This is a genomic window from Pseudomonas sp. FG43 (assembly GCF_057809175.1).
This window is the reverse complement of the sequence record NZ_JBMDJL010000001.1, coordinates 416,391-439,433: the sequence shown is the minus strand read 5'-3', so window position 1 is coordinate 439,433 and position 23,043 is coordinate 416,391. Positions and strand designations below refer to the sequence as shown.

The following is a 23,043-nucleotide window of genomic DNA, read 5'->3' as shown; positions in this document are numbered from 1 at the left end:
TAAGCAGGGCCAACCTTACAAAGTCTTTACGGATTTTCTGCTGCACGGCCCCGATTTATCTGGTTTAAACCCGTGGGAGCGAATTCATTCGCGAATGAATTCGCTCCTACATTAGCTTATTTCAGAGCGGCGAACGCTTTTTCGGCAGCATCGAGGGTCAGTTTCAGCTCCGCTTCGCCATGGGCGATGGAAGTAAAGCCTGCTTCAAATGCACTTGGCGCCAGGTACACGCCGCCTTCCAGCATCAGGTGGAAGAAGCGTTTGAAGCGGTCGGCATCGCTGGTCATGACGTCCTGGAAGGTCACGATTTCCCTAGCGTCACTGAAATACAGGCCAAACATGCCGCCCGCCTGAGTGGTCACGAACGGGATGCCCGCTGCATCGGCACGCTGTTGCAGGCCTTCGAGCAGGCGGCGAGTGTAGTCGCTCAGCTCATCGTGGAAGCCTTCGCGGCTGATCAGGCGCAACGTGGTCAGACCTGCGGCCATGGCCAGCGGGTTGCCCGACAGCGTGCCAGCCTGATAGACCGGCCCTAGCGGTGCGATGTGCGACATGATTTCGCGTTTGCCGCCAAAGCAGCCCACGGGCATGCCGCCGCCAATGATCTTGCCGAAGGTGCTCAGGTCTGGTGTAACGCCGTAGTAAGCCTGGGCGCCGCCGAGTGCCACGCGAAAGCCGGTCATTACTTCGTCGAAGATCAGCACCACGCCATGCTCGTCGCACAGGTCACGCAGGCCTTGCAGGTAGCCCGGTGCAGGCGGAACGCAGTTCATGTTGCCTGCGACCGGCTCGACGATGATGCATGCCACTTCCTGACCGACATCGGCCAGCAGTTGGCGGACCGCTTCCAGATCATTGAACGGCACGGTCAGGGTGTGCCTGGCGAACGCTGCCGGAACGCCTGGCGAGCTTGGCACGCCCAGCGTCAGTGCGCCGGAGCCAGCTTTTACCAGCAGGCTGTCGGAGTGACCGTGGTAGCAGCCCTCGAACTTGATGATGCTGTCGCGACCGGTGTAGCCACGGGCCAGACGAATCGCGCTCATGGTCGCTTCGGTGCCGGAGCTGACCATGCGCACCATTTCCATGGACGGCACGAGTGAGCAGACCAGATCGGCCATTTCGGTTTCCATGGCGGTCGGTGCGCCATAGGACAGGCCGTGTTCCAGTTGGCTGCGCACGGCGTCGAGCACTTGCGGATGGCTGTGACCCAGAATCATCGGTCCCCAGGAACCGACATAATCGACATAACGCTTGTCGTCTTCGTCAGTCACGTAAGCACCGGCAGCATGCTTGAAGAACAGTGGCGTGCCGCCAACGCTCTTGAAAGCGCGAACGGGCGAGTTGACACCGCCGGGAATGTGTTTCTGGGCGTTGGCGAAGAGTGTTTCGGAACGGGACATGATCGGGTCTCTGCTTTTGAACCGGGAAGTCGTTTCTACGCTGAGTGTGCAGCTCTGTGCATGGCTGCTTCGGTGACGTCACGAGGCCTGGAGGCGTAGGGAGTCGCACTATAGCAAATGCCACATGGCTGCCGGATGCACATGTCCGAATTCAGCCAGACTTTTTCCCGGTGCTGGAGTAGGGTCAGTCTTATGAAAACTCTTGATCCTGATGTGTGTTATGCGGCCTTTATCGCCCGGGACCGCCGTTTCGACGGCTGGTTTTTCATGGGCGTAGCGACGACCGGGATTTATTGTCGGCCGATGTGTCCGGTACGTGCGCCACTGGCGAAGAATTGCAGCTTTTATGCAACGGCGGCGGCCGCCGAGCAGGCGGGGTTTCGTCCTTGCTTGCGCTGCCGCCCGGAACTGGCGCCGGGTCACGGGCTGCTGGATGTCTCCAGCCGGTTGGCCCAGGCCGCCGCGCGACTGATTGAAGAAGGCTTCTTGAGCGGTAGAAGCCTCGATGCACTGGCTGACCGTGTGGGCGTTACCTCACGGCATCTGCGGCGGATCTTTGAGGCCGAGTTTGGTGTGTCCATGATCGACTTTGCCCAGACCCAGCGCCTGTTGATCGCCAAGCGTTTATTAACCGATACGGGGATGTCCATGGCCGAAGTGGCGCTGGCTTCCGGGTTCGGCAGCGTCAGGCGTTTCAATGATGTGTTTCAGGAACGCTATGGTCTTAACCCGCTGCGCTTGAGAAAGGCCACGCACCGCTCCGGTGAGGCCAGCATGCGTTTCGAGTTGTCGTACCGACCGCCTTTTTCATGGGATGGTGTGCTGGAGTTTCTGGCTCATCGCTGTATTGCAGGGGTTGAGCATGTCGCTGAAGACGCCTACACCCGGGTGCTCACCATCGAGCATGCGGGGCGTCGTCTGGCCGGTTGGGTGACCGTGAGCCATGCGCCGTTGCGTCATGCCTTGGTGGTGAGTGTATCGGCGTCTCTTCAGTCGGGTATTGCCCAGGTGTTGGGACGAGTGCGGCGGGTTTTCGACACCGGCTGCCGGCCCGATCTGGTGGATGCGCACCTTGGAGCACTGGTTGCCGAGTTGCCGGGCATGCGTGTACCGGGTGCGTTTGACGGTTTCGAGATTGCGGTCCGGGCGGTGGTCGGCCAGCAGATATCGGTGACTCAGGCCAGGTTGATTCTTGGCCGTATTGCCGAGCGTTTCGGTACGGCGGTGGATGAGGCACCTTTCGGGCTGCATCATGCGTTCCCGACGGCCGAAGTGATGGCTTGCCTGAGTCCGGAAGAGCTTATTGCAACGGGTATTATCCGTATTCGCGCCGAGGCCATCATCGCGGTAGCCCAGGAGGTGGCAGCAGGACGCATCATGCTTGAGCCCTTGGTGCCACTGGATGAAACCCTGTCGGCCTTGCGGCATATTCGGGGGATCGGTGAGTGGACCGTGCAATATATCGCCATGCGCGCCTTGGGCTGGCCCAATGCATTTCCGGAGGGCGATGCGGTACTTAAAAAACATCTAGGCTGTGCAACGGTCGCCCAGCTCAATGAATACGCAAGCCAGTGGGCACCCTGGCGCGCTTATGCGACGGTGCATGTCTGGCGTCAACGTGAGGAGGCCAAAAAATGATTCATGGCTATCTGCTTTCCAGCCCGCTGGGCGATGTTGCCTTGCGAGCCGAGGACGATGCGCTGACGGGCGTGTACTTCGTCGGCCAGAAATACTTTCCGCAACTGATATTGCTGCCCAACGATCATGCTGTCCCCAAGGTGATTCGCCAGGCTCAGGAGCAACTGACCGAGTTCTTCAATGGCCAGCGCCGGGTATTCGAGGTGCCGCTGCGTTTTCGTGGCACTTCCTTTCAGGAGCAGGTCTGGCGCGAACTGGCGCGCATTCCCTATGGCGAGGTGCTGTCCTACGGTGCCATGGCCCGGAAAATGGGCCTCAGCCCAGGGCATTCCCGAGCGGTCGGCACGGCCAATGGCAAGAACCCGATTTCGATCATTGTGCCTTGCCATCGGGTCATCGGTTCAGGCGGGGATTTGACAGGCTATGCCGGTGGCGTTGATCGCAAGCGAGCGTTACTGGCGCTGGAGAATGCCAACGGGATGCCTGATTTTGAGCTGAAGGTTATTGGAGTCGTGTAGCGGCTTTCGCGAATGAATTCACTCTCATCAAACATAAACACAACATCATGAATTAAAACGTTTTTCTGTAGGAGCGCGCTTGCCCTGGGCGGCGGGTGATCTCCTGCAGTGGGAGCGAATTCATTCGCGAAAAGGTATTTCACTCACGAAAAAGATCATTGAACGCCTTCGCCCGTCGCGTCACTTCCTGCGGATTCTCTGCCCCGAACAACCCGTGTACCACTGCCAGCAGATCAGCTCCGCGGGCCAGTAGTTGCGGTGCGTTTTCCAGAGTGATGCCGCCAATCACGGCAATCGGCAAAGACACTTTGGCGCGTACCTGATCCAGCAGATCGAAAGGCACGGCAGGCGCATCGGGTTTGGTCTGGGAGTTGAAGAACCGCCCGAACGCCACGTAGGTGGCACCGTCGGCACGCGCTTTTTCCGCCAGCTCAAGCTTGCCGTGGCAAGTCGCCCCGACAATCGCCTTATGACCCAGCAGTGCCCTGGCATCCGGCAGCGAGCCATCGGTTTGTCCCAGGTGAACGCCGACGCCCAGACGAGCTGCCAGTTCAGCGTCGTCGTTGATGATCAGCCGGGTCTTGTATTGCTCGCACAGCTTGAGCAGTTCAGTGGCTTCGCGCAGGCGGCGCGATTCGTCGTTGGTCTTGTCCCGGTATTGCAGCAAGGTCACGCCGCCATCGAGTGCGGCCTTGACGTAAGGCAGGAATTTACCGGCCAACAGTGCGCTGTCGGTAATGGCATACAGGCCACGTAGTTTCATCGAATGGGCCTCATGTCAGGCGTTACGAACAAAAGTCCAGGGGGAGACGGCGAGGAACGAATTGTCCCTTGCCCAACTGCTCAGCGTCCCGCAACGTTCGCCAAGTGTAGTCGAGCGCTGTCTGCACAGCGCTGATCAGTGCTTCTCCCTGAGCCAGTCGTCCGGCGAGGGCGCTGGCCAGTGTGCAGCCCGAACCGTGATAACTGCCAGGCAGGCGCTGGCAGATAAAGGTATGGGACTGGCCGCCACGGATGTACAGGCGGTTATGGACTTCCTGTTCATCGCCATGACCGCCGGTGATCAGCAGGTTTTCACAGAACGGCAGCAGCTTTTGCGCACATTCGTCTGCCGTGCCTTCGGGCAATTCGGCCAGAATCCGGGCTTCCGGCAGATTGGGAGTGGCAATGGTCGACAGTGGCAACAGCCGTTCACGCATCGCGTAGCCGACCTCATCCTTGCCCAGCCGGCCACCGCCGCCAGCGCGCAGAACCGGGTCGCAGACCACTGGCAGGCCGGGATGCGCCATCAGCAATTGCGCTACGGTATCCACCATTTCCAATGAACCCAACATACCCAGCTTGACTGCTGCTACGCTCGAATCATTGAAGACAGCATTGGCTTGAGCCAGGACCCATTCACGGTCCAGCACGCGAAAGTCGCTGACATTGACGGTGTCCTGCACGGTCAGGGCCGTTACGGCCGGTGCGGCATGACAGCCTTGGGCAAGCAGGGCTTCGATATCAGCCTGCAGACCGGCACCACCGCTGGGGTCGTGGCCGCTGAGGCAGAGGACTACGGGACGGGAGCTATAAATATTCATGGTGCGCGAGCTTATCACTAAACCTTTCCCGAGCCGCCGGTCGTTCCGGGTTTTTCTGGGGGGTACTGAAAAATCAACGACCCTTGCAAGGGTAAAAAATTTTCAGTTTGCCCGGTGATGGCCGAGATAGAGCCATTGCTTAAATTTTAAAGTGGTAGTGACTAAAAGCCATTAACCGCTATGCTTGGTTATTCCTGAAGCCTTTTTACCGCTGGTGATTTTTATTGCCACGAGTCAGGCATATCAGCGTAAGCAAGGTCCACACTGACATATCTGTTTTTGAACTATTGCCTGTTTCAAGGAAAGAAATTGCGGGGCGTCGTCATCAACGGATGAAATGACAGCGACGTTCTACCTTGGGGCTTTATGCGCTATTTGCTGATAATGCTGGTTGTCTGGTTTCCATTGCTGGCCCATGCCGTCGAGTTTGATGAAACCACTCGCAGCTTGCCGCTGGGGCGCGAGCTTCAGGTTTTTGAAGACGTGAGTGGCAAGGCGAACATCGAGAGCATCTCATCCGAGGCAACGGCTTTTCGTGTGCCCGATAGTGAAACATTCAATGCAGGTTATTCTCATTCGGCGTTCTGGCTGAAGGTCGATCTGTTGTACAAGCCCAACCCTCGGGCAAAGCATTCCGACTGGCTGCTGGAGTTGGCCTATCCGCCGATGGACCATGTCGATGTCTATTTGCCGGACGGAAACGGACGCTATCAACTGGCCTGGAAAACCGGCGACATGCTGCCGTTTTCAAGCCGTGATGTTAAGCAGGGCAACTTTGTGTTCGGCCTGGATTTGCAGCCGGGCAAACCCATCACGGTCTATCTGCGTGTTTCCAGCAAGGGGCCGATCCAGGCGCCGATCAATCTCTGGTCCAGCCATGCCTACATGGAAGAGCAGCCCGCAAAGGTCTACATCCTGGGGCTGATCTATGGCGTGTTGACGGGCATGCTGGTCTACAACCTGTTCATCTATATCAGCGTGCGTGACCCCAGCTATCTGTATTACATCCTGTACATTGCCTCGTTCGGCTTGTATCAGTTGTCGATCAATGGCGTTGCCGTCGAATACCTCTGGCCGGATAGTCCCACCTGGGCCAATACCGCGACGCCTTTCCTGATGGCGATATCCGTATTGTTCGTCAGCCAGTTTTCACGCAGTTTTCTGCAGACCAGAGCCCTGGCGCGCTGGCTGGATGGTCTGTTGATCACAGTGATGGCGGGTGCCGTCGTAGCAATGCTGCTTGCCCTGTTTGCCAATTACGGGGTGGCGCTGCGAACGGTGACGATGCTGGTGCTGACGTGTTTCCTGGTGATGCTGGCAACGGGCATCACGGCCGTACTCAAAGGCGTACGAATCGCCCGCTACTTCCTGGTCGCATGGGTTGTGTTTTTGATGGGCGGGCTGGTCAACGCCGTGATGCTGTTCGGTTATATCCCCAATACCTTCCTTAACTTGTATGCCAGCCAGATCAGCTCGGTGCTGGAGATGGCGCTGCTGTCTCTGGCACTGGCTGACCGTGTCAACCATATCCGCGAGCAACAGGCTCAGACATTGCTGGAAGCCGGCAAGGATATGGAACGCCTCAATCGGCAACTGGCCACGAGCAACCGGCTCAAGGACGAGTTTCTGGCCACGCTCACCCACGAACTGCGGACTCCGATGAATGGCGTCATCGGTTCGCTGGAACTGATGCAGACGGTGAAGATGGACGGCGAGCTGGAGATGTATCAGCAGACGGCCGCCGCCTCGGCTCAGGACATGATGAGCATGATCAACGGCATCCTGACCCTGACCGAGCTTCAGGCCGGTGTGCTGTATGCCGAAAGCGATGCCTTTGACACGTGCGGCCTGTTTGAGCAGTTGCGTGATCGCTTTCGCAGTGCAGCACAGGCCAAGGGTCTGGAGTTGAGGTTCGAGCTGGACGGGCAGTTGCCGGAAAGTGTCCGTGGCGATGTCCACAAGCTGTACCAGTGCCTTGAATGCCTGCTGGACAATGCGATCAAGTTCACCAAGCGAGGCGCGGTCAAGGTTCGGGCCATGGCGCAACAGCATGACAACGACGTCTTGCTGCTGCGAGTCGAGGTGATGGACACCGGTATCGGTTTCAGCCAGCTCGATGAGGCGACGCTGTATCAGCGGTTCTTCCAGGTCGATGGCTCCATGACGCGCGAATATGGCGGGCTGGGTATTGGCCTGGCGATTTGTCGGCAATTGGTCGAGTTGCAGGGTGGTAGCCTGAGTCATCGTTCCGAGCCGGGCAGGGGCAGTTGCTTCACCCTGAGCCTGCCTTTGCTGATGGCCATACCGGGCGCTGTGCGCAAGGCTCCGGCAGCCAAGGCCCAGTGGGGGATCTGAAGGCAGGAAAAAAGCCCCGCTCATTCGTCATGAACGGCACTGTTTAAAGCTGTGTCTGCATGGTTCACTGCTGCGCATCAGGCTGTGTTAAATGGCTCGCATGCGCGCCCGCAGACAAGGAGGCTACTCATGAACCTGCATCCACTCGCTGAAACCCACGAAGTGACCAATCAGCCGCCTTCACTGGATGGCGCCAATCTCTACCGTATCGATCTGCCGCTGCAAGCGTGGGTAAAGCGCTTTGATGCAGGCTGGGCCGAGCCCCGGATCGATGCTTATGGCGCTTTGGCGGGCGGACCTCTCATGGAGGCCGGTTTCCTCGCCAATCAGAACAAGCCGACCTTTGCCAGCCATGACCGATACGGCCACCGCATCGATCTGATCGAGTTTCACCCGGCTTATCACCAGTTGATGAGTGCTGCCATCGAGCATGGCATTCCTTCCTTGCCCTGGACCGATCCGCAACCCGGCGCCCATGTGGCGCGGGCCGCGATGAGCTATCTGCATACCCAGGCCGAGCCTGGCAGTGGTTGCCCGCTGACCATGACCTTTGCCAGCGTACCGGCGCTCAGGTTGCAGCCTGAACTGGCGCAGATATGGTTGCCGAAAATCCTCTCCACCCGCTACGACCCGCGCAATATCGGCATCGCCCATAAAACCGGTGCAACCATCGGCATGGCAATGACCGAGAAGCAAGGTGGCACCGACGTGCGCGCCAACACCACACGGGCTTATCCGGTGGGCGCGAGCGGGCCGGGGCAGGCTTATGAACTGGTCGGCCACAAATGGTTCTGCTCTGCGCCCATGTGTGATGCATTCCTGACTCTGGCACAGACCGACAAGGGCCTGAGCTGCTTCCTGTTACCGCGCCATCGACCGGATGACACCCGTAACGAGTTCTATATCCAGCGTCTGAAAAACAAGCTGGGCAACTGGTCCAACGCTTCCAGCGAGATCGAACTGCGCGGCGCGCTGGCCTGGATGATCGGTGAAGAAGGGCGTGGTGTGCCGACCATCATTGAAATGGTCGCAATGACCCGTTTCGACTGCATGATCGGCTCCAGCGCCCTGATGCGTCAGGCCGTGACCCAGGCGATGCACCACTGCGCCCATCGCAAGGTCAGCGGGCGATTGCTCAGCGAACAACCGTTGATGCAGAACGTGCTGGCCGACCTGGCGCTGGAAAGCGAAGCCGCCCTGGCGCTGACCCTGCGCATGGGGCGCGCGCTTGACCATCTCGATGACGATCATGAGGCGCGCTTTGTGCGGCTGGTCACGGCGGTGGGCAAGTACTGGATCTGCAAGCGTGCGCCGGCCATGATCAACGAAGCCGCCGAATGCATGGGCGGCGCCGGTTATGTCGAAGACAGCATTCTGCCGCGTCTGTATCGCGAAGCGCCGGTCAACTCGATCTGGGAAGGCTCCGGCAATGTGCAGTGCCTGGACGTATTGCGGGCGCTGTCCAAGGAGCCCGGCGTGCTTGATGCCCTGTTCCATGAACTGGGCGACGGGCATGGTGATCGGCATCTGAAAGCGCATATCGAAAAACTGAAAGCCGCATTCAAGGACACCCGCGATATCCAGTATCGTGCCCGGCAGTTGACTGAAGATATCGCGGTCGGCTTGCAGGCCAGGCTGTTGCTCGAAGGGGGCAATGCTGCCGTCAGCGACGGTTTCATTGCTGGCCGATTGTTGTCGTCCGGGCGCGTTTATGGCGCTTTGCCGGTAGGTGTCGATGCAGAAACTTTACTGGCTCGCTCTTCGCCGCAGGTGGCATAAGCACGGGAACCCGTTAGGATGCAGGTCTGCAAGATCAGACAGGACCTAAACCGTGACGCAAGCCTTTGTTGTTGTAGAAAACGCCGAGCAAGCTGTGGAGCGGCTCGCAGAACTGCATGAACGTGCAACCAGCGCGCTGAGCCAGGCGCTCAAACGCTACCTGAAAGACCGTGTCGAGCCCGACGCCGAGCAACGAGCGCTGTTCCGCTACCCGGAGTTGCGCCTGACCTACGCCTATCAGGGCGATGTGCCGCTGACGACTCGCGCCTACGCCAAGGTGCAGTTGCCCGGCACCTATAGCGTCACCGTGACCCACCCCAAGGCATTCCGCAAATACCTGCTTGAGCAATTGCGGCCGTTGATGAGCGACTTCACTGTCACGATCGAAGTGGGCGTCAGCGAGCAGAACATTCCTTATCCGTACGTGGTCGAGCAGGGCGATGAACTGGCAGGCTCCGGCGTGACAGCCGCCGCGCTGGCAAGAGTTTTCCCAAGTACCGACCTGTCTGCTGCGACCGACGGCATTGCTGACGGCCTGTATGACTGGGCCAATACCGATCCGCTGCCTCTGGCACTGTTCGACGCGGCACGGGTGGATTTCTCGCTGCGACGGCTGGTGCATTACACCGGCAGCGACTGGCGGCATGTACAGCCGTGGATTCTGCTGACCAACTATCACCGTTATGTTGACCAGTTCATCCTGCATGGTCTGGAAAAACTGCGCGACGACCCGCGTTTCGTACGCATGGTGTTGCCGGGCAACGTTGTGGTCGACAAGAGCATGGGAACCGAAGAGGCACAGGCCATCGTTGCCAGCGTGGTCTGGCACCGTTACCAGATGCCGGCCTATCACCTGATCGCCGAAGATGGCCACGGTGTCACGTTGGTCAACATCGGTGTCGGCCCGTCCAATGCCAAGAACATCACCGACCACCTGGCGGTGCTGCGTCCTCATTGCTGGCTGATGATCGGCCACTGCGGCGGCCTGCGTCAGTCCCAGACCATTGGCGACTATGTACTGGCTCACGCTTACATGCGCCGTGACGGCATTCTGGATCGCGTGCTGCCTCCGCATATCCCGATCCCGGCTCTGGCCGAAGTGCAACTGGCGTTGCAGGAATCGGCGGCTCAGATCACCGGCGAGCGTGGCGAAGGCCTGAAAAAGCGCCTGCGCACCGGCACCGTCCTGACCTACGATGACCGTAACTGGGAGCTGCGCTGGGCACAGGAGCGACCGCTCATCAATCTGTCTCGTGCGGTGGCCGTGGATATGGAAAGCGGCACCATTGCGGCTCAAGGCTATCGTCTGCGCGTGCCTTACGGCACCTTGCTCTGCGTATCGGACAAGCCTCTGCACAGTGAAATCAAATTGCCGGGTTCGGCCAACGCTTTCTACGAGCGTGCTGTCAGCCAGCATTTGAAGATCGGCATTGCGGCCCTGGACTTGCTGCGTACCGAACTCAATTCGCTGCATTCGCGCAAACTGCGCAGCTTCGATGAGCCGCCTTTCCGTTAAGTGATTGGTATTTATGTAAAGGGCCACTAAAGTGGCCCTTTCTGTTTTCAAGTCTCTAAGCTCCCATGTCCCGCACCCAACGTCCTGTGTCTCGTCGTCCAGCTCCCAAGAATGCCAGCGCTGCCCGGCGTGTCGCCAAAGCGCCTCCGGCTGAGCCAAAGCTCATTCTGTTCAACAAACCTTTTGATGTGCTGACGCAATTCAGCGATGGCGAAGGTCGGGCAACGCTCAAGGACTTTATCGACATCCCCGGCGTCTATCCGGCCGGGCGTCTGGACCGCGACAGTGAAGGTTTACTGCTGCTGACCAACGACGGCCAGCTTCAGGCCCGTATTGCCGACCCCAGGCACAAACTGCCCAAGACGTATTGGGTGCAGGTCGAAGGTGAGCCGAGCGAGGAGCAATTGCAGCAGTTACGTAATGGTGTCGAACTCAACGACGGCCCGACCTTGCCCGCCGAGGCTCGCCAACTGGAAGAGCCGCAACTCTGGCCACGCAACCCACCGGTGCGTTTTCGCAAAAGCGTACCGACCAGTTGGCTGGAACTGATTATCAAGGAAGGCCGTAATCGGCAGGTGCGACGCATGACTGCCGCTGTGGGCCTGCCAACCCTGCGGCTGGTGCGGGTCAGGATCGGCGACTGGACACTGGAAGGGCTGGATCAGGGGCAGTACCGGGAGATCAAGCCCTGACCGAATCCGTTAAGGTCATAAATCACTTTGTGGGAGGCAGCTTGCTGGCGACTTCTCGTGCAGACGCAGAATATCTGCCGGTTTTGAGGCCTTTTTCGCCAGCAAGCTGCCTCCTACAAGTTTGTGTGTGCCTTAATTGATCGGGGTGGCTCATGAGCCATTCTCGATATAGGCAATCACCAGGCTTTTGATCACGAATGCCATGATTCCCAGGCCCAGCACGAAGAACAGGATGAAGGTGCCGAATTTGCCGGCCTTGGACTTCTTCGCCAGATCCCAGACGATAAAACCCATGAAACAGATCAGGATGGTGACCAGAATGGTCATCATCCACTCTTCAAAAAGCACGGGGTCCATCGTTTACTCCGTCTAGCTACGCAGATGAGTCAAGGGCAACTCAGTGCTGGCAAGCACCTGATTGAGCACGAAGCTCGACTTGACGCTGGTGACGCCTTCGATGCGGGTAAGATGGCCCAGCAGCAGTTTCTGGTAGTGATCCATGTCAGGAACCACCACTTTCAGTTGATAATCGGCGTCCATACCGGTCACCAGACTGCATTCCAGCACTTGAGGCAAGTTACGGATCTGTTGCTCGAAATGCTCGAATCGCTCCGGCGTATGTCGATCCATGCCGATCAGCACATAGGCAGTAAGGTTCAGGCTGAGCTTCTTGCGATCCAGCAAGGCAACCTGTCGCACGATATAGCCGTCGTCTTCCAGTTGTTTGACGCGGCGCGAGCAGGGCGATGGCGATAGCCCGATACGCTCTGCCAGTTCCTGGTTGGAAATGCGTGCGTCGCGTTGCAGTTCAGCCAAAATGCTCAGGTCATATCTGTCGAGCTTGCTCACGATGTTCCCCTTTGTGAGTTTAATTGCGCTGAATTATTGATATGAAGTAAAAAATTGCGCAAGTAATGTTTTTGTAAGTGATCTTCGCAATCTTTTGTCGGTCCGGCAGGCCTATTCTTTTCAACAGAATCACTGCCCGGACATAGCGTCCAGCGCGGCTCGCCCAATCAGGCCGCCGCGGCCTCCCACCCGACAGGGTCGGCCAGGCCCCCGGGCTACATACAGTCCAGAAGACGTATGAGGTGAGCCGACGTCATAAGCGTCGCGCCAGGACGAAGTATCCCAAGGGGGCCAGACAGGTCCCCTTTTCTTTGCGTCCTGATAAAGTGCGCAGAACGGCGCGCCACTATTACAGTCTTAACTACGTCTATCCGCGCCCTAGTGAGGAAAGCATGAAATCTGGCATCTGGAAGCTGACAGGGTTAAGTCTGCTGTGTTTGAGCATCAGCGCCCATGCATTGGCTGAGGATGACTCCTTCAAGGATCAGTATCGCGGCAGTTCCGGCGACAATGGACAGCAGCAGCGCAGAATCCAGCAACAGCAGCAGAACCAGCAGTTTCAGGGCGAACGTCAGCAACAGCAGCAGATTCAGCAACAACAGAATCAGCAGCGTCAGGTCGAGCGCCAGCAACAGCAGCAGATCTACCAGCAGCAACAGAATCAGCAACGCCAGATCCAGGACCAGCAGAATCAGCAGCGTCAGGTCGAGCGCCAGCAGCAACAGCAGATTTACCAGCAACAACAGAATCAGCAGCGCCAGATCCAGGACCAGCAAAATCAGCAACGGCAGATCGAACGTCAGCAGTTCCAGCAGCACCAGAACAATCTGCCGATCCAGACCGCACCTCGGGAATCCTGGCAAACCCAGCAACCACGTCAGGGTTATTATCAGGACAACCCGCGTGGCAATCGCAACTGGTCTGCCGGTAATGGCCGTCCCAATGATCGCTGGGAAGGTCGACCCGACGGGCGTGGCAATGGCTGGGGGCCGGGCCCGCAGTATCGACCCGGTTATACGATAGACCGAGTTCCCGGTGGCTACGCGCGTGTTCCGTATCGCGGACAGGATTACTTCTATTCACAAGGCTATTGGTATCGCCCGCAAGGCCCGCGCTATGTGGTGGTGACGCCGCCTTATGGCTTGCGCGTGCGCAGCCTGCCGTCTTACTCGCAGGAAATCTGGATCGGCAGTTCGTTGCTGTTCCTGGCCGCCGGTACTTACTACGCCTATCAGGCCGACAGTCAGGAGTATGTGGTGGTCAACCCGCCACAGAATCAACCGACCTACAGCCAGGTGCCAGCGCAGAATGCTTATGACCCGGTTTCCTACCCACTCAATGGCCAAAGCCCTGAGCAGGTCGAGCTGGATCGTTACCAATGCTACCGCTGGGCCGTAGAGCAAAGCGGCTTTGATCCGGCGAACATTACTTCCCAGCCGCAGGCCGAGGTGGTGGATCTTTATCGTCGCTCGATGGGCGCCTGCCTTGCGGGGCGAGGCTATAGCGTCAACTAGGTTGTTGATGTTGCCTGAGCCTGTTTCACCACTTCCTGTGGATCGGCATGCACCAGCACTTCCGCTTTTGGATACTGCTGGTGTATGGCGTTTTCCACCTGATCGCACAGCCCATGGGCGACGCTGAGCGTCAGACTCCCCGGTAACTCCAGATGCAACTGCACGAACCAGCGATTGCCGGAAATCCTCGTACGCAGGTCATGTGCGCCCAGAACCCCCGGCACGCCACACGCGAGCTCCAGCATGTGCTGGCTGACATCGGCTGGTAACTCTTCGTCCATCAGCACCGATACCGTCTCGCGAGCAATTTGAAACGCACTCCAAAGAATGTAGACGGCAATTCCCAGTCCGAAGTAGGCATCCAGTTGTTGCCAGCCGAATAACGTCAGCGTCAGAGCCAGCAGAATGCTGAAATTGAGCAGTAGATCGGAGCGATAGTGCAGCGAGTCGGCGCGGATGGCCGCCGAGCCGGTTTCCTTGATGACCCTGTGTTGCAGCCAGAGCAGAGCCATGGTCAGGATCAGTGACAGCACCATCACCGCGATCCCGAGTCCCGCCGCGCCCAAGGGCTCGGGATACTGGATACGTTTGATGGCCTGAAAGGCGATCAGCCCGGCACTGACGGCAATGAACAGCGCCTGAGCCATGCCCGACAGCGCTTCAGCCTTGCCGTGGCCATAACGATGATCCTCATCTGCCGGGCGCAGCGCGTAATGCACCGCCAGCAGATTGAGGAACGAGGCCGCGCCATCCAGCAGCGAATCGGTCAGCCCGGCCAGCAGGCTCACCGAACCGCTGAACCACCATGCCACGCCCTTGGCGATGATCAGGGTGCTGGCAACCAGCAACGATGCCCGCGTTGCAAGCCGCAGCAGGCGGGCATGTTCGGTGCTGGTGTTCATGGCGCTTCCTTTCTGTGGGCATCAAGCTCTATGGGCATCAAGCCGCCGGGTGAAGGCCCAGTGTTGCCAGTTGCTCGACGCTGCCCTTGTACTGGATCAGGCGAGGGTCGTTGAGCGGCAGGGATTGGCCCAGCTCGCTTTCCAGAATGGCTTGCAGCTTGCTGTTGTCGACACTGCCGTCAGCATTGATCGCCGGTTGCAGCTTCTGCGGATCGACCTGCGCATGCCCGGTCGGCGTGTAGTAGATCGCGCCCGTGGTGAAGTCCACAGCCAGGGCAATGACGCCCGGAATCACATAAAACAACAGGCCAACGGCATCCAGAGCAAGAATGGCCGGGTCGATCTTGCCTTCGATCTGTCCGCGACGATCAGGATAGAAAATGCTGCCGCACGCAGAAATCTGAGTCAAAAGCGTGGCGACCAGAACGCCGCCGATAAAACGGGATGGAATGCGCATGGAGAACTCCTGAAGTGAGGTGGCAACTATACAAGGCAAAGGCTACGTCGCTAAGACTATTGCGTGTTCTGCAGGTTCTTCGAGTAAACATATATTCATCACGTTAGCTTGCGCCGCGAAAATAGGGCGATTGCTGTGTGGGAGCGGATTCATCCGCGAAGAAGCCGGAACAAACAACGCTTCCCTGGATAAATCCGCTGCTGCTGACCTTCTGCAAACGCCTGTGCAGCTTATAATCGGTCGCCTGTTCTGGAGCCGCCATGATTTCCTTGCCCATCGATGCTGTCCTGCCGGCCCTGCGCCAGGCGCTGATCTCCCGCCACGAAGCCATCCTCGAAGCACCGCCGGGGGCGGGCAAGACCACACGAGTGCCGTTGGCAATGCTCGATGAGCCGTGGCTGGCCGGGCAGACGATCCTCATGCTGGAGCCTCGCCGTCTGGCCGCCAGGGCCGCGGCCGAGCGGCTGGCCAGTGAGCTGGGGGAGAAGGTCGGGGAAACCGTTGGCTACCGGATCCGGCTGGACAGCAAGGTCGGCCCGAAGACTCGCATCGAAGTGGTCACCGAAGGGATTCTGACCCGCCGCTTGCAGGATGATCCGGCGCTGGAAGGTGTGGGGCTGCTGATTTTCGATGAGTTTCATGAGCGCAGTCTGGATGCCGATCTGGCGCTTGCCCTGAGCCTCAATGGTCGCGACCTGTTCCGTGACGAACAGCCACTGAAGATTCTGTTGATGTCGGCCACTCTGGAAGACGAGCGCCTGTCCGCGCTGCTGGACGGTGCGCCAGTGGTGCGCAGCGAAGGGCGCATGTTTCCGGTAGCGATGCAGTGGGGGCGACCCTTTCAGCCCGGCGAATTCATTGAGCCTCGTGTGGTGCAGGCCGTTCTCGACGCTCTGGGTAATGAGCCCGGCAGCCTGCTGGTGTTTCTGCCGGGGCAAGCCGAGATCCGGCGCGTCAATCAGCAACTGGCCGAGGCCCTGGGCGAACGTGCCGATATTCTGCTTTGCCCGCTGCATGGGGAGTTGGACCTTGCCGCTCAGCGTGCGGCCATAGAGCCCGCGCCCAAGGGCTCACGCAAGGTTGTGCTGGCGACCAATATCGCGGAAACCAGCTTGACCATCGATGGCGTGCGCGTCGTGATCGATGCCGGTCTGGCGCGGGTGCCGCGTTTCGATCCGGGCAGCGGCATGACACGTCTGGACACACAGCGAATATCTCGCGCCAGCGCGACCCAGCGAGCCGGTCGGGCAGGGCGTCTGGAGCCGGGCGTGTGTTATCGCCTCTGGTCCGAAGCCCAGCATGATCAACTCGCCGCCTATGGTTCGGCGGAAATCCTCCAGGCGGATCTGGCCGGGCTCGCACTGCAACTGGCACGCTGGGGCGTGATGCCGACCCAGCTGGTCTGGCTCGATGTACCTCCAGTGGCGGCTTATGCACAGGCCCAGGATCTGCTGGTCCGGCTGGGTGCCTTGAGCAACCCGCAGGGCCAGGAGCGCAAGTTGACGACTCATGGTCAGACGATGGCGCAAGTCCCTGCGCATCCTCGAATCGCTCATCTGCTGTTGCGCGGCCATGCACTTGGGTTGGGTGAACTGGCCTGTGATGTCGCGGCATTGCTGGGCGAGCGGGATATCCTGCGCGGTGCCGGAGCCGACTTGCACAGCCGCCTGACCTTGCTGGCCGGAAGCGAACGTGCCGCCCGTGGTACTCAAGGCGGTGTGCAGCGGGCCAGACAACTGGCGCGTCAATATCGTGGTTATTTGAGGGGCGCTGCCACAACGCCAGTCAGCGATCCCGATCATTCACGCTGGCTGGGTTGCCTGCTGGCGCTGGCTTACCCGGATCGGGTTGCGCAGCAACGCCGTGCGGGCGGTGCCGAATACCGGCTGGCCAACGGTCGTGCAGCCTTGTTTGCTGAAGTCGATGCGCTGATGAAACAACCCTGGCTGGTGATCGCCGACCTTGGCAGTCGTCAGGGCCAGCGCGAAGAGCGGATCTATCTGGCGGCGGAATTCGATCCTGCACTGTTCGATTCCGTGCTCTCTGAACAAGTGGCCGAGTTCGATCAACTGGACTGGGATGAACGCGAAGGCGTATTGCGCGCCGAGCGTCAACGCAAGGTCGGCGAACTGATCCTCAGCCGCGAGCCACTGACCGGCCTTGATGAGTCCGCCCGAGGCCAGGCCTTGCTGGGATTGGTTCGACGCAAAGGGCTGGAGCTGTTGCCGTGGACGCCGGAGCTTCGCCAATGGCAAGCCCGTGTGACCTTGCTCCGCCAACTGGACCTGGAGAAACAGGACGCCAGCGAGTGGCCGGACGTTCGCGATGCTGCCTTGCTCGAAACCCTGGAGTCCTGGCTGCTGCCATATCTGGGCAAAGTCACCCGACTCAGCCATTTCGGCAACCTGGATCTTTCATCGATCCTGCACAACCTCCTGCCATGGCCACTGCCCCAACGCCTGGACGAACAGGCCCCTCATCACCTGAGCGTGCCATCCGGCTCATCGGTGCGCCTGGATTACAGCGAATACCCCCCGATCCTCGCCGTCCGCCTGCAAGAACTATTCGGCCTGTTGGATACACCGCGAATCGCCAATGGACGGCAAATCGTCAAACTGCACCTCCTGTCCCCGGCCCGCCGCCCGGTGCAAGTGACGCAAGACCTGGCCAACTTCTGGCGCAGTACTTATGCGGAGGTGAAGAAGGATTTGAAAGGGCGGTATCCGAAGCATTACTGGCCGGATGATCCGTTGGTGGCGGAGGCGACTGCGCGGGTTAAGCCGAGGAAGAGTTAGCGGAAATATCAACTACCGTGCTGAGTAGGAGCGGATTTATCCGCGAGACGTGATTGAAGGCGGTAAATTTCTTTGAGTGTACGGTGAGTTTTTACAGCTGGAGAGTGGCTGCATTATTTAAAGAGGACGATTAATTTACACTTAGAGTTAATACTGTTTCTGGCGGTTGTTGACTGCCGCGTGCGTATCATAAATACTATTTTGGCAGAGCTTGGCAGGGGCAGTGGTGCTGTGGTTTTTAATAAGTTGTTTGGGTTTTTTCTTGCTCAGTGTGTCGCGGAATGTATTGGCTTTGGCGCGGGGATGGCTTTGTGAATTAAAGTGGTTTGTGAAAGTTTGAGAGGCTTTTATAGTGTGTTCACTGGATGGAACAGGGATATGAAGCGTTTTGGGATGGCGTTGTTTTTATTTTTTGCTATTAGCTGCTCGGGCTTGAAGGCGGAAGAGTTTACTTACTGGGATTCGGGGCCGAATGGGAGTATTACTGTATTTTCAAAGCCGTGGCAAGGATGTGAGTATCTATTTTATGAGTATGCGCCCGCTGGGAGTAATTCATATGCGCCGCATCTTAATAGGGATACTCCGTGGGGGTATGAGTGCTTTTATTTGACTGTTGGAGGGTGGGGTAATCATTGGGGGACTATTTTTAAAAAAACAATTTCTTGTGAGGGAGGTGCTACTTTAAACTATACAACCGCCCAGTGCAGTTTTAATGGGCAAAAAGGTGAAGAGGACGATGAGTTGTCCTGCAAAACCCCCTCTATGCAAGTCGGTAATCCAATTAATGCCGCGACCGGCAATAAGTTTCAGTATGAAGAGGATTTTAGGGGCGGAGCTGCTAGTCCTATAGTTGTCGGGCGTTATTACAATAGTATGGATGGGCTCTGGAGGCATAGCTATTCAGCTGCTCTGAATGTGGGTGCGGATTTTGTGGTTCTAGTCCGTTCGGATGGGCGAGAGTCTTTGTTTAAATTGGCTGATGGTAAGTACTCCTCTTCTACTGATCTGGGTTCACTGGTTGTTACTGATGCAGGGTGGACTTTCAAATCCTTGGATGGCTCGATCATGAGCTTTTCTGAAGGTGGGCAGCTGACCAAGATCGTCAATCAGCAAGGTTTAGTGCACAACGTTTCGCGTGATAAATATAATGTCACCGTCACTAATGAAGCAGGCCAGTCAGTAAAATTTTCTGAAGATATTCTCGGTCAGATAAAAACGCTTGAATCTGGCGGGACGAAGATACAGTATCTATATCAAGCTCAGCGCTTAACCAGTCTTTCAAAAAATGTAAATGGGGTGGTTTCAACCCGAAGCTATCATTATGAAGATACGCGCAACGCTGGATTGCTGACGGGGATTACCGATGAGCGCGGTGTTCGCTTTGCTACATGGTCCTATGATGAAAGAGGCAGAGCCATTAGTAGCCAGCACAGCGGTGGAGCAGGGCTGACCCAGATTGCTTACAATGCAGATGGTTCCAGCTCGGTAACCAATGAGTTAGGCAAAACTACGGTGTATCGTTATAAGCAGATTGATGGTGTTAAGAGAATCATCGCAATTGAAGGTGAGCCAACGCCAAATTGTCCGGCAAGTAACTCGACCTACACCTATAACTCTCAAGGCCAGATATTGACCAAAACTGACGCCAAAGGATTGATCACAACCTATTCCTATAATGCTCGTGGCCTGGAGGCTAGTCGTACTGAAGCAGCTGGGACTGCTGTGGCTCGAACTACGTCAACTGAGTGGGACCCTGATCGATCATTACCAGTTAAAGTTATTGAACCCAATCGTATTACTGCATATAGCTACGACAATCAAGGACGGGAACTCACTCGGCAGATTACTTCCCGATGAGTAGTTATTATCTGAAGGACCTTAGCATGTTTGCTTTTTCTTCGCGTCAGCTGATCGCAGGCCTCGCCTGCGCATGGCTTGCATGTTCTGCTCATGCCAGCACTATCAATCACACTTATACATCTTTGGGTCAGGTCGCAAGTGTCGACGGTGCCCGAACGGATGTCAGTGACATTACTTTGTATGCATATGATGCTCAAGGCAATCTTACGACTGTCACCAATGCGCTTGGCCATGTTTATACCCTTGGTAATTTCGACAGTTATGGCAATCCACAGATTGTCACCGATCCTAATGGAGTAGCCACAACACTTGGTTATACCCCGCAAGGATGGCTTGCCAGCCGAACAGTTGACTCATCGACCACGCAGTATAGCTATAATGAAGTCGGCGATATTCTGCAAATCACCATGGCTGATGGTAATTGGATAAAGTACCGCTATGACGACGCGCGACGCCTTATTGGGGTGACGAACCTGCTCGGTGAAAGCATTGACTACACGCTTGACTCGATGGGTAACCGCACTTCGGACACTATAAAAGACAGCAATGGAGCAATTGTTCACCTCCAGCGGCGAGTGTTCGACGAGTTGGGACGCTTGATCAAGGCGGTGGGTGCTGATAACCAGACCCGGCGTTATGATTACGACCTGAATGACAATCAGGCTGGCTCTACCACTGCGCGCGATCACAAAACGCAGCAGGCTTTCGATGCCCTGAATCGTCTCAGTAAGATTGTTGATCCCCTGCAGGGCGTTACTGCCTTGAGTTACAACCCTGATGATAAGGTCACACAAGTTGTCGATCCGCGTGGCGTAACGACACGATACACCTATGACAGCCAAGGCAATCAGACCAGCAGTATAAGTGCAGATTCCGGCACCAGTACTTTCGCTTATGATGAAGCCAATAATCTTATTCGCAGTACCGATGCCCGTGGTGTTGTGACCGACTATAAGTATGACGCGCTGAACCGTTTGGTCAGCAAAAACTATCCAGCTACTCCTGCGTTTAATATCAAATTTCTCTATGACCAGACCTCTAATGGAAATTACGGTATCGGCCGCCGTACCGGCATTCAGGACAGTGCAGGTGTATTAACGTACACCTATGATGCCAAAGGCAATCTGACCAACCAACACCGTTCTGTAGGTGTCAATGCTGGGGATTATTACGAAAATATAAGTTATGGCTATGATGCAGCCAGTAATCTTGTTCAGATCGGATACCCGTCGAATATAGATTTAACGTACACCCGCAACAGCGCAGCCCAAGTGACCGGTATCAAACTAACGCTTGGTGGTAGAACAGTCACTCTGGCCAGTAGTATCGCGTATCTGCCTTTTGGCCCGCTGAAGTCCCTGACCTGGGGCAACGGCATCCTGCTGTCGAAAACATACGATCAGGACTATCTACTGACACAGCAACAAGTCGGTAACTGGCAAACGACTTATCGCTATGACGCTGACAGCAATATCAGTGCTACGACCAATAGCCTCTGGGGGGCGGTGCAGTACGAATATGATGCGTTGGGACGTTTGACTCAGGAGCAGACCAACACCACCAGGAAAGGTTATAGCTTCGACGCCACCGGTAACCGGACTCAGCGCATTACCAGCAACCTGAACAGCAGCGATAGCAGTGAAACCCAGTCCCTGGCTTACGCCGACGACAGCAATCGACTGGTCAGCCTCAATGGTTCGACATTAGCAACGGATCTGATCGGTAATCACACTCAACTCAACGGGCGACGCTATACCTATGACAGCCAAGGGCGGCTGAGCCAGGTTCATCAAGCCAGCATTTACCAAGTCGCCGAGTACAAATACAACGCCTTGGGGCAACGCATTACCAAGCGTACTTACGAAATGGGTAGCCAGGCGCTTGTAGGCACTACAGCGTATTTGTATGACCTGAGCGGCAAGCTCATTGGCCAGACGTTTTACGATGCTAACGGCCTGAAAACCAGCGGCCAATACTGGTTCTGGCTGGATGACATGCCCCTTGCCCAACTGACGGTCAATTTTTCGTCGCTAGGAGAGATTAGCAACAGCAAGCTGGTCTACCTGCATTCTGACCATCTGAATACACCAAGATTGGCAACTGATAGCACACAAGCGTTGCTATGGCGCTGGAACAGCGATGCTTATGGCGTGGAAGCGCCTGAAGAGGATGTGGACGGTGATGGCAAGGCGACGATCGTAGCGCTCCGGTTTCCTGGGCAGGTCTATGATGCGCAGACCCGCCTGACCTACAACTATTTCCGCGATTATGATTCCGAGACTGGACGGTACATCCAGAGCGATCCGATTGGGCTTGGTGGAGGACTCAATACTTACAGTTATGCTCTCGGCAATCCACTTAGGTATTTTGATCCCAAGGGTACTGTTGCTCTTGCTCTTCCAGGTGCTGAAATTGGAGCAACATGGGGTACTTTAGTATGCCCAGGTCCTGGCACTATCGTTGGCGGAGTTTTAGGTGGTGCGATAGGGGCCGGACTAGGTGTTTTTGCTCTTGAGAAAATGTTTAATAATTCCTATGAGGATCAGCCAGATGAAAATAATCTAGATAAGATCAAAGGAAATAAAGAAGCCAATGATGTGGCTCAAGAGGCTGGCTATGATGATGCTCATGATGCAAAGAAAGGTCGAGGTGATTCAAAAGTTAATATTTATAATGATAAGACCACAGGCCGAAAGTGGATTTGGGACGGTAGGAGAGGGTCGGGGAAGGAGGTTTTATGAATTCGTTGACTAAAAGAAAAAAAATGGTGTCTTTGACTTTTCGTGGTTTTGATATGCCCGCCGTTCAGGTCATTGAACTGGTGGGCCTAAAATCATCTCGGTTTGGTAACAAGGGCGAGCATGTGAAGCCTGGTGCCAGGGCGTTATTAGCACGTTCTTATGTGGTTTTTTCTCTGGAGTTTTCGGAGGGTTTTGATATGTGCGAAATGATTCCAGAGTTAATTTCACATATTGGTGGTCTGGATCATGTTCTAAAGATTCAGGGTGAGGTTAAGCCTGAGTTTACGGAATTTAATTTGGATTTGCCGGTCATGTTGTCGGATGATATTCAGGATGGTTATCTGTCAAAAGAGACAATTTCAGATGTTTTTTACCTGCAGTCAACGTTGTCTTTTAGTTATTTTTAAAATGTTGAGCAGCCAGCTGAACTCCTAGAAATTAAGA

The 23,043-nt window shown here is 56.6% G+C and carries 19 protein-coding genes and 1 pseudogene; 11 read left to right on the top strand and 9 right to left on the bottom strand.

The window, feature by feature from the left end:
• Window positions 1-116 precede the first annotated feature (116 nt).
• A complete protein-coding gene (hemL, locus tag ACODS3_RS02050; RefSeq protein ID WP_201018672.1) occupies window positions 117-1,400 on the bottom strand; it encodes a glutamate-1-semialdehyde 2,1-aminomutase in 1,284 nt (427 codons plus the stop codon).
• A gap of 192 nt (window positions 1,401-1,592) precedes the next feature.
• Between hemL and ACODS3_RS02045 the strand changes: the two genes are divergently transcribed.
• A complete protein-coding gene (locus tag ACODS3_RS02045) occupies window positions 1,593-3,038 on the top strand; it encodes an AlkA N-terminal domain-containing protein (protein WP_489033034.1) in 1,446 nt (481 codons plus the stop codon).
• Window positions 3,035-3,556 (top strand): methylated-DNA--[protein]-cysteine S-methyltransferase, encoded by a 522-nt coding sequence (locus ACODS3_RS02040; protein WP_095067784.1) that lies wholly within the window; start codon window positions 3,035-3,037, stop codon window positions 3,554-3,556. The genes ACODS3_RS02045 and ACODS3_RS02040 overlap by 4 nt, the downstream gene beginning before the upstream one ends.
• A 139-nt stretch (window positions 3,557-3,695) precedes the next feature.
• Here ACODS3_RS02040 and thiE read toward each other — a convergent pair whose 3' ends face one another.
• Both thiE and ACODS3_RS02030 read right to left on the bottom strand, forming a co-directional pair.
• Window positions 3,696-4,319, bottom strand: coding sequence for a thiamine phosphate synthase (gene thiE, locus ACODS3_RS02035; RefSeq protein WP_095067783.1), 624 nt, complete (start codon window positions 4,317-4,319; stop codon window positions 3,696-3,698).
• A 22-nt stretch (window positions 4,320-4,341) separates the two neighbouring features.
• Window positions 4,342-5,139: a hydroxymethylpyrimidine/phosphomethylpyrimidine kinase gene (locus ACODS3_RS02030; protein WP_095067782.1), complete on the bottom strand. Its 798-nt coding sequence runs from the start codon at window positions 5,137-5,139 to the stop codon at window positions 4,342-4,344.
• 366 nt (window positions 5,140-5,505) lie between these two features.
• On the opposite strand from ACODS3_RS02030, the gene ACODS3_RS02025 reads away from it, so the two are divergent.
• The 4 genes from ACODS3_RS02025 to ACODS3_RS02010 all read left to right on the top strand — a co-directional run bounded on the left by ACODS3_RS02025 (window position 5,506) and on the right by ACODS3_RS02010 (window position 11,481).
• Entirely contained in the window at window positions 5,506-7,494 is a 1,989-nt protein-coding gene (locus tag ACODS3_RS02025; protein ID WP_201018674.1) for a sensor histidine kinase, read from the top strand.
• A gap of 129 nt (window positions 7,495-7,623) precedes the next feature.
• Window positions 7,624-9,273: an acyl-CoA dehydrogenase family protein gene (locus tag ACODS3_RS02020; protein ID WP_489033030.1), complete on the top strand. Its 1,650-nt coding sequence runs from the start codon at window positions 7,624-7,626 to the stop codon at window positions 9,271-9,273.
• Between the two features lie 52 nt (window positions 9,274-9,325).
• A complete protein-coding gene (amn, locus tag ACODS3_RS02015; protein ID WP_201018676.1) occupies window positions 9,326-10,789 on the top strand; it encodes an AMP nucleosidase in 1,464 nt (487 codons plus the stop codon).
• Window positions 10,790-10,854: 65 nt separating this feature from the next.
• On the top strand, window positions 10,855-11,481 hold the full coding sequence (locus tag ACODS3_RS02010) for an rRNA large subunit pseudouridine synthase E (RefSeq protein ID WP_489033028.1): 627 nt from the start codon (window positions 10,855-10,857) through the stop codon (window positions 11,479-11,481).
• Window positions 11,482-11,631: 150 nt separating this feature from the next.
• On the opposite strand, the gene ACODS3_RS02005 is transcribed toward ACODS3_RS02010, so the two are convergent.
• From ACODS3_RS02005 to ACODS3_RS01995, 3 genes and pseudogenes are all read right to left on the bottom strand, one after another.
• The gene (locus tag ACODS3_RS02005) at window positions 11,632-11,838 is read right to left on the bottom strand and encodes a DUF2788 domain-containing protein (protein ID WP_095067777.1); all 207 of its coding nucleotides are present in this window, start codon (window positions 11,836-11,838) and stop codon (window positions 11,632-11,634) included.
• 12 nt (window positions 11,839-11,850) lie between these two features.
• The gene (locus ACODS3_RS02000; RefSeq protein ID WP_122313638.1) at window positions 11,851-12,330 is read right to left on the bottom strand and encodes an Lrp/AsnC family transcriptional regulator; all 480 of its coding nucleotides are present in this window, start codon (window positions 12,328-12,330) and stop codon (window positions 11,851-11,853) included.
• 350 nt (window positions 12,331-12,680) lie between these two features.
• Window positions 12,681-13,193: pseudogene (locus ACODS3_RS01995) on the bottom strand (hypothetical protein); the annotation flags it as partial.
• Between ACODS3_RS01995 and ACODS3_RS01990 the strand changes: the two are divergent.
• Window positions 13,122-13,844: a DUF6515 family protein gene (locus tag ACODS3_RS01990; protein ID WP_177434646.1), complete on the top strand. Its 723-nt coding sequence runs from the start codon at window positions 13,122-13,124 to the stop codon at window positions 13,842-13,844. The pseudogene ACODS3_RS01995 and the gene ACODS3_RS01990 overlap by 72 nt on opposite strands.
• On the opposite strand, the gene ACODS3_RS01985 is transcribed toward ACODS3_RS01990, so the two are convergent.
• From ACODS3_RS01985 to ACODS3_RS01975, 3 genes are all read right to left on the bottom strand, one after another.
• Entirely contained in the window at window positions 13,841-14,746 is a 906-nt protein-coding gene (locus ACODS3_RS01985; protein ID WP_095067774.1) for a cation diffusion facilitator family transporter, read from the bottom strand. The genes ACODS3_RS01990 and ACODS3_RS01985 overlap by 4 nt on opposite strands.
• A 37-nt stretch (window positions 14,747-14,783) precedes the next feature.
• Window positions 14,784-15,203, bottom strand: a complete 420-nt coding sequence (locus ACODS3_RS01980; protein ID WP_095067773.1) for a polyribonucleotide nucleotidyltransferase — start codon at window positions 15,201-15,203, stop codon at window positions 14,784-14,786.
• Window positions 15,204-15,306: 103 nt separating this feature from the next.
• Window positions 15,307-15,480, bottom strand: coding sequence for a hypothetical protein (locus ACODS3_RS01975; protein WP_489033025.1), 174 nt, complete (start codon window positions 15,478-15,480; stop codon window positions 15,307-15,309).
• Here ACODS3_RS01975 and hrpB point away from each other — a divergent pair.
• From hrpB to ACODS3_RS01955, 4 genes are all read left to right on the top strand, one after another.
• Window positions 15,464-17,998 carry an ATP-dependent helicase HrpB gene (gene hrpB / locus ACODS3_RS01970; protein WP_489033023.1) on the top strand — a complete coding sequence of 845 codons (2,535 nt, stop codon included), beginning with the start codon at window positions 15,464-15,466 and terminating at the stop codon, window positions 17,996-17,998. The two genes, ACODS3_RS01975 and hrpB, sit on opposite strands and share 17 nt — an antisense overlap.
• Before the next feature lie 378 nt (window positions 17,999-18,376).
• The gene (locus ACODS3_RS01965; RefSeq protein WP_489033021.1) at window positions 18,377-19,855 is read left to right on the top strand and encodes a DUF6531 domain-containing protein; all 1,479 of its coding nucleotides are present in this window, start codon (window positions 18,377-18,379) and stop codon (window positions 19,853-19,855) included.
• Entirely contained in the window at window positions 19,852-22,599 is a 2,748-nt protein-coding gene (locus ACODS3_RS01960; RefSeq protein WP_489033019.1) for an RHS repeat-associated core domain-containing protein, read from the top strand. The genes ACODS3_RS01965 and ACODS3_RS01960 overlap by 4 nt, the downstream gene beginning before the upstream one ends.
• Window positions 22,596-23,006 carry a hypothetical protein gene (locus tag ACODS3_RS01955; protein WP_304575494.1) on the top strand — a complete coding sequence of 137 codons (411 nt, stop codon included), beginning with the start codon at window positions 22,596-22,598 and terminating at the stop codon, window positions 23,004-23,006. Before ACODS3_RS01960 ends, ACODS3_RS01955 begins: the two co-directional genes overlap by 4 nt.
• The last annotated feature ends 37 nt before the right edge of the window (window positions 23,007-23,043 follow it).

What these genes read in the sequence shown, in the direction of transcription:
- hemL (WP_201018672.1), bottom strand. Translation starts at nt 1,400, where the DNA reads ATGTCCCGTTCCGAAACACTCTTCGCCAACGCCCAGAAACACATTCCC.
- ACODS3_RS02045 (WP_489033034.1), top strand. Translation starts at nt 1,593, where the DNA reads ATGAAAACTCTTGATCCTGATGTGTGTTATGCGGCCTTTATCGCCCGG.
- ACODS3_RS02040 (WP_095067784.1), top strand. Translation starts at nt 3,035, where the DNA reads ATGATTCATGGCTATCTGCTTTCCAGCCCGCTGGGCGATGTTGCCTTG.
- thiE (WP_095067783.1), bottom strand. Translation starts at nt 4,319, where the DNA reads ATGAAACTACGTGGCCTGTATGCCATTACCGACAGCGCACTGTTGGCC.
- ACODS3_RS02030 (WP_095067782.1), bottom strand. Translation starts at nt 5,139, where the DNA reads ATGAATATTTATAGCTCCCGTCCCGTAGTCCTCTGCCTCAGCGGCCAC.
- ACODS3_RS02025 (WP_201018674.1), top strand. Translation starts at nt 5,506, where the DNA reads ATGCGCTATTTGCTGATAATGCTGGTTGTCTGGTTTCCATTGCTGGCC.
- ACODS3_RS02020 (WP_489033030.1), top strand. Translation starts at nt 7,624, where the DNA reads ATGAACCTGCATCCACTCGCTGAAACCCACGAAGTGACCAATCAGCCG.
- ACODS3_RS02010 (WP_489033028.1), top strand. Translation starts at nt 10,855, where the DNA reads ATGTCCCGCACCCAACGTCCTGTGTCTCGTCGTCCAGCTCCCAAGAAT.
- ACODS3_RS02005 (WP_095067777.1), bottom strand. Translation starts at nt 11,838, where the DNA reads ATGGACCCCGTGCTTTTTGAAGAGTGGATGATGACCATTCTGGTCACC.
- ACODS3_RS01985 (WP_095067774.1), bottom strand. Translation starts at nt 14,746, where the DNA reads ATGAACACCAGCACCGAACATGCCCGCCTGCTGCGGCTTGCAACGCGG.
- ACODS3_RS01980 (WP_095067773.1), bottom strand. Translation starts at nt 15,203, where the DNA reads ATGCGCATTCCATCCCGTTTTATCGGCGGCGTTCTGGTCGCCACGCTT.
- hrpB (WP_489033023.1), top strand. Translation starts at nt 15,464, where the DNA reads ATGATTTCCTTGCCCATCGATGCTGTCCTGCCGGCCCTGCGCCAGGCG.
- ACODS3_RS01975 (WP_489033025.1), bottom strand. Translation starts at nt 15,480, where the DNA reads ATGGGCAAGGAAATCATGGCGGCTCCAGAACAGGCGACCGATTATAAG.
- ACODS3_RS01965 (WP_489033021.1), top strand. Translation starts at nt 18,377, where the DNA reads ATGAAGCGTTTTGGGATGGCGTTGTTTTTATTTTTTGCTATTAGCTGC.
- ACODS3_RS01960 (WP_489033019.1), top strand. Translation starts at nt 19,852, where the DNA reads ATGAGTAGTTATTATCTGAAGGACCTTAGCATGTTTGCTTTTTCTTCG.
- ACODS3_RS01955 (WP_304575494.1), top strand. Translation starts at nt 22,596, where the DNA reads ATGAATTCGTTGACTAAAAGAAAAAAAATGGTGTCTTTGACTTTTCGT.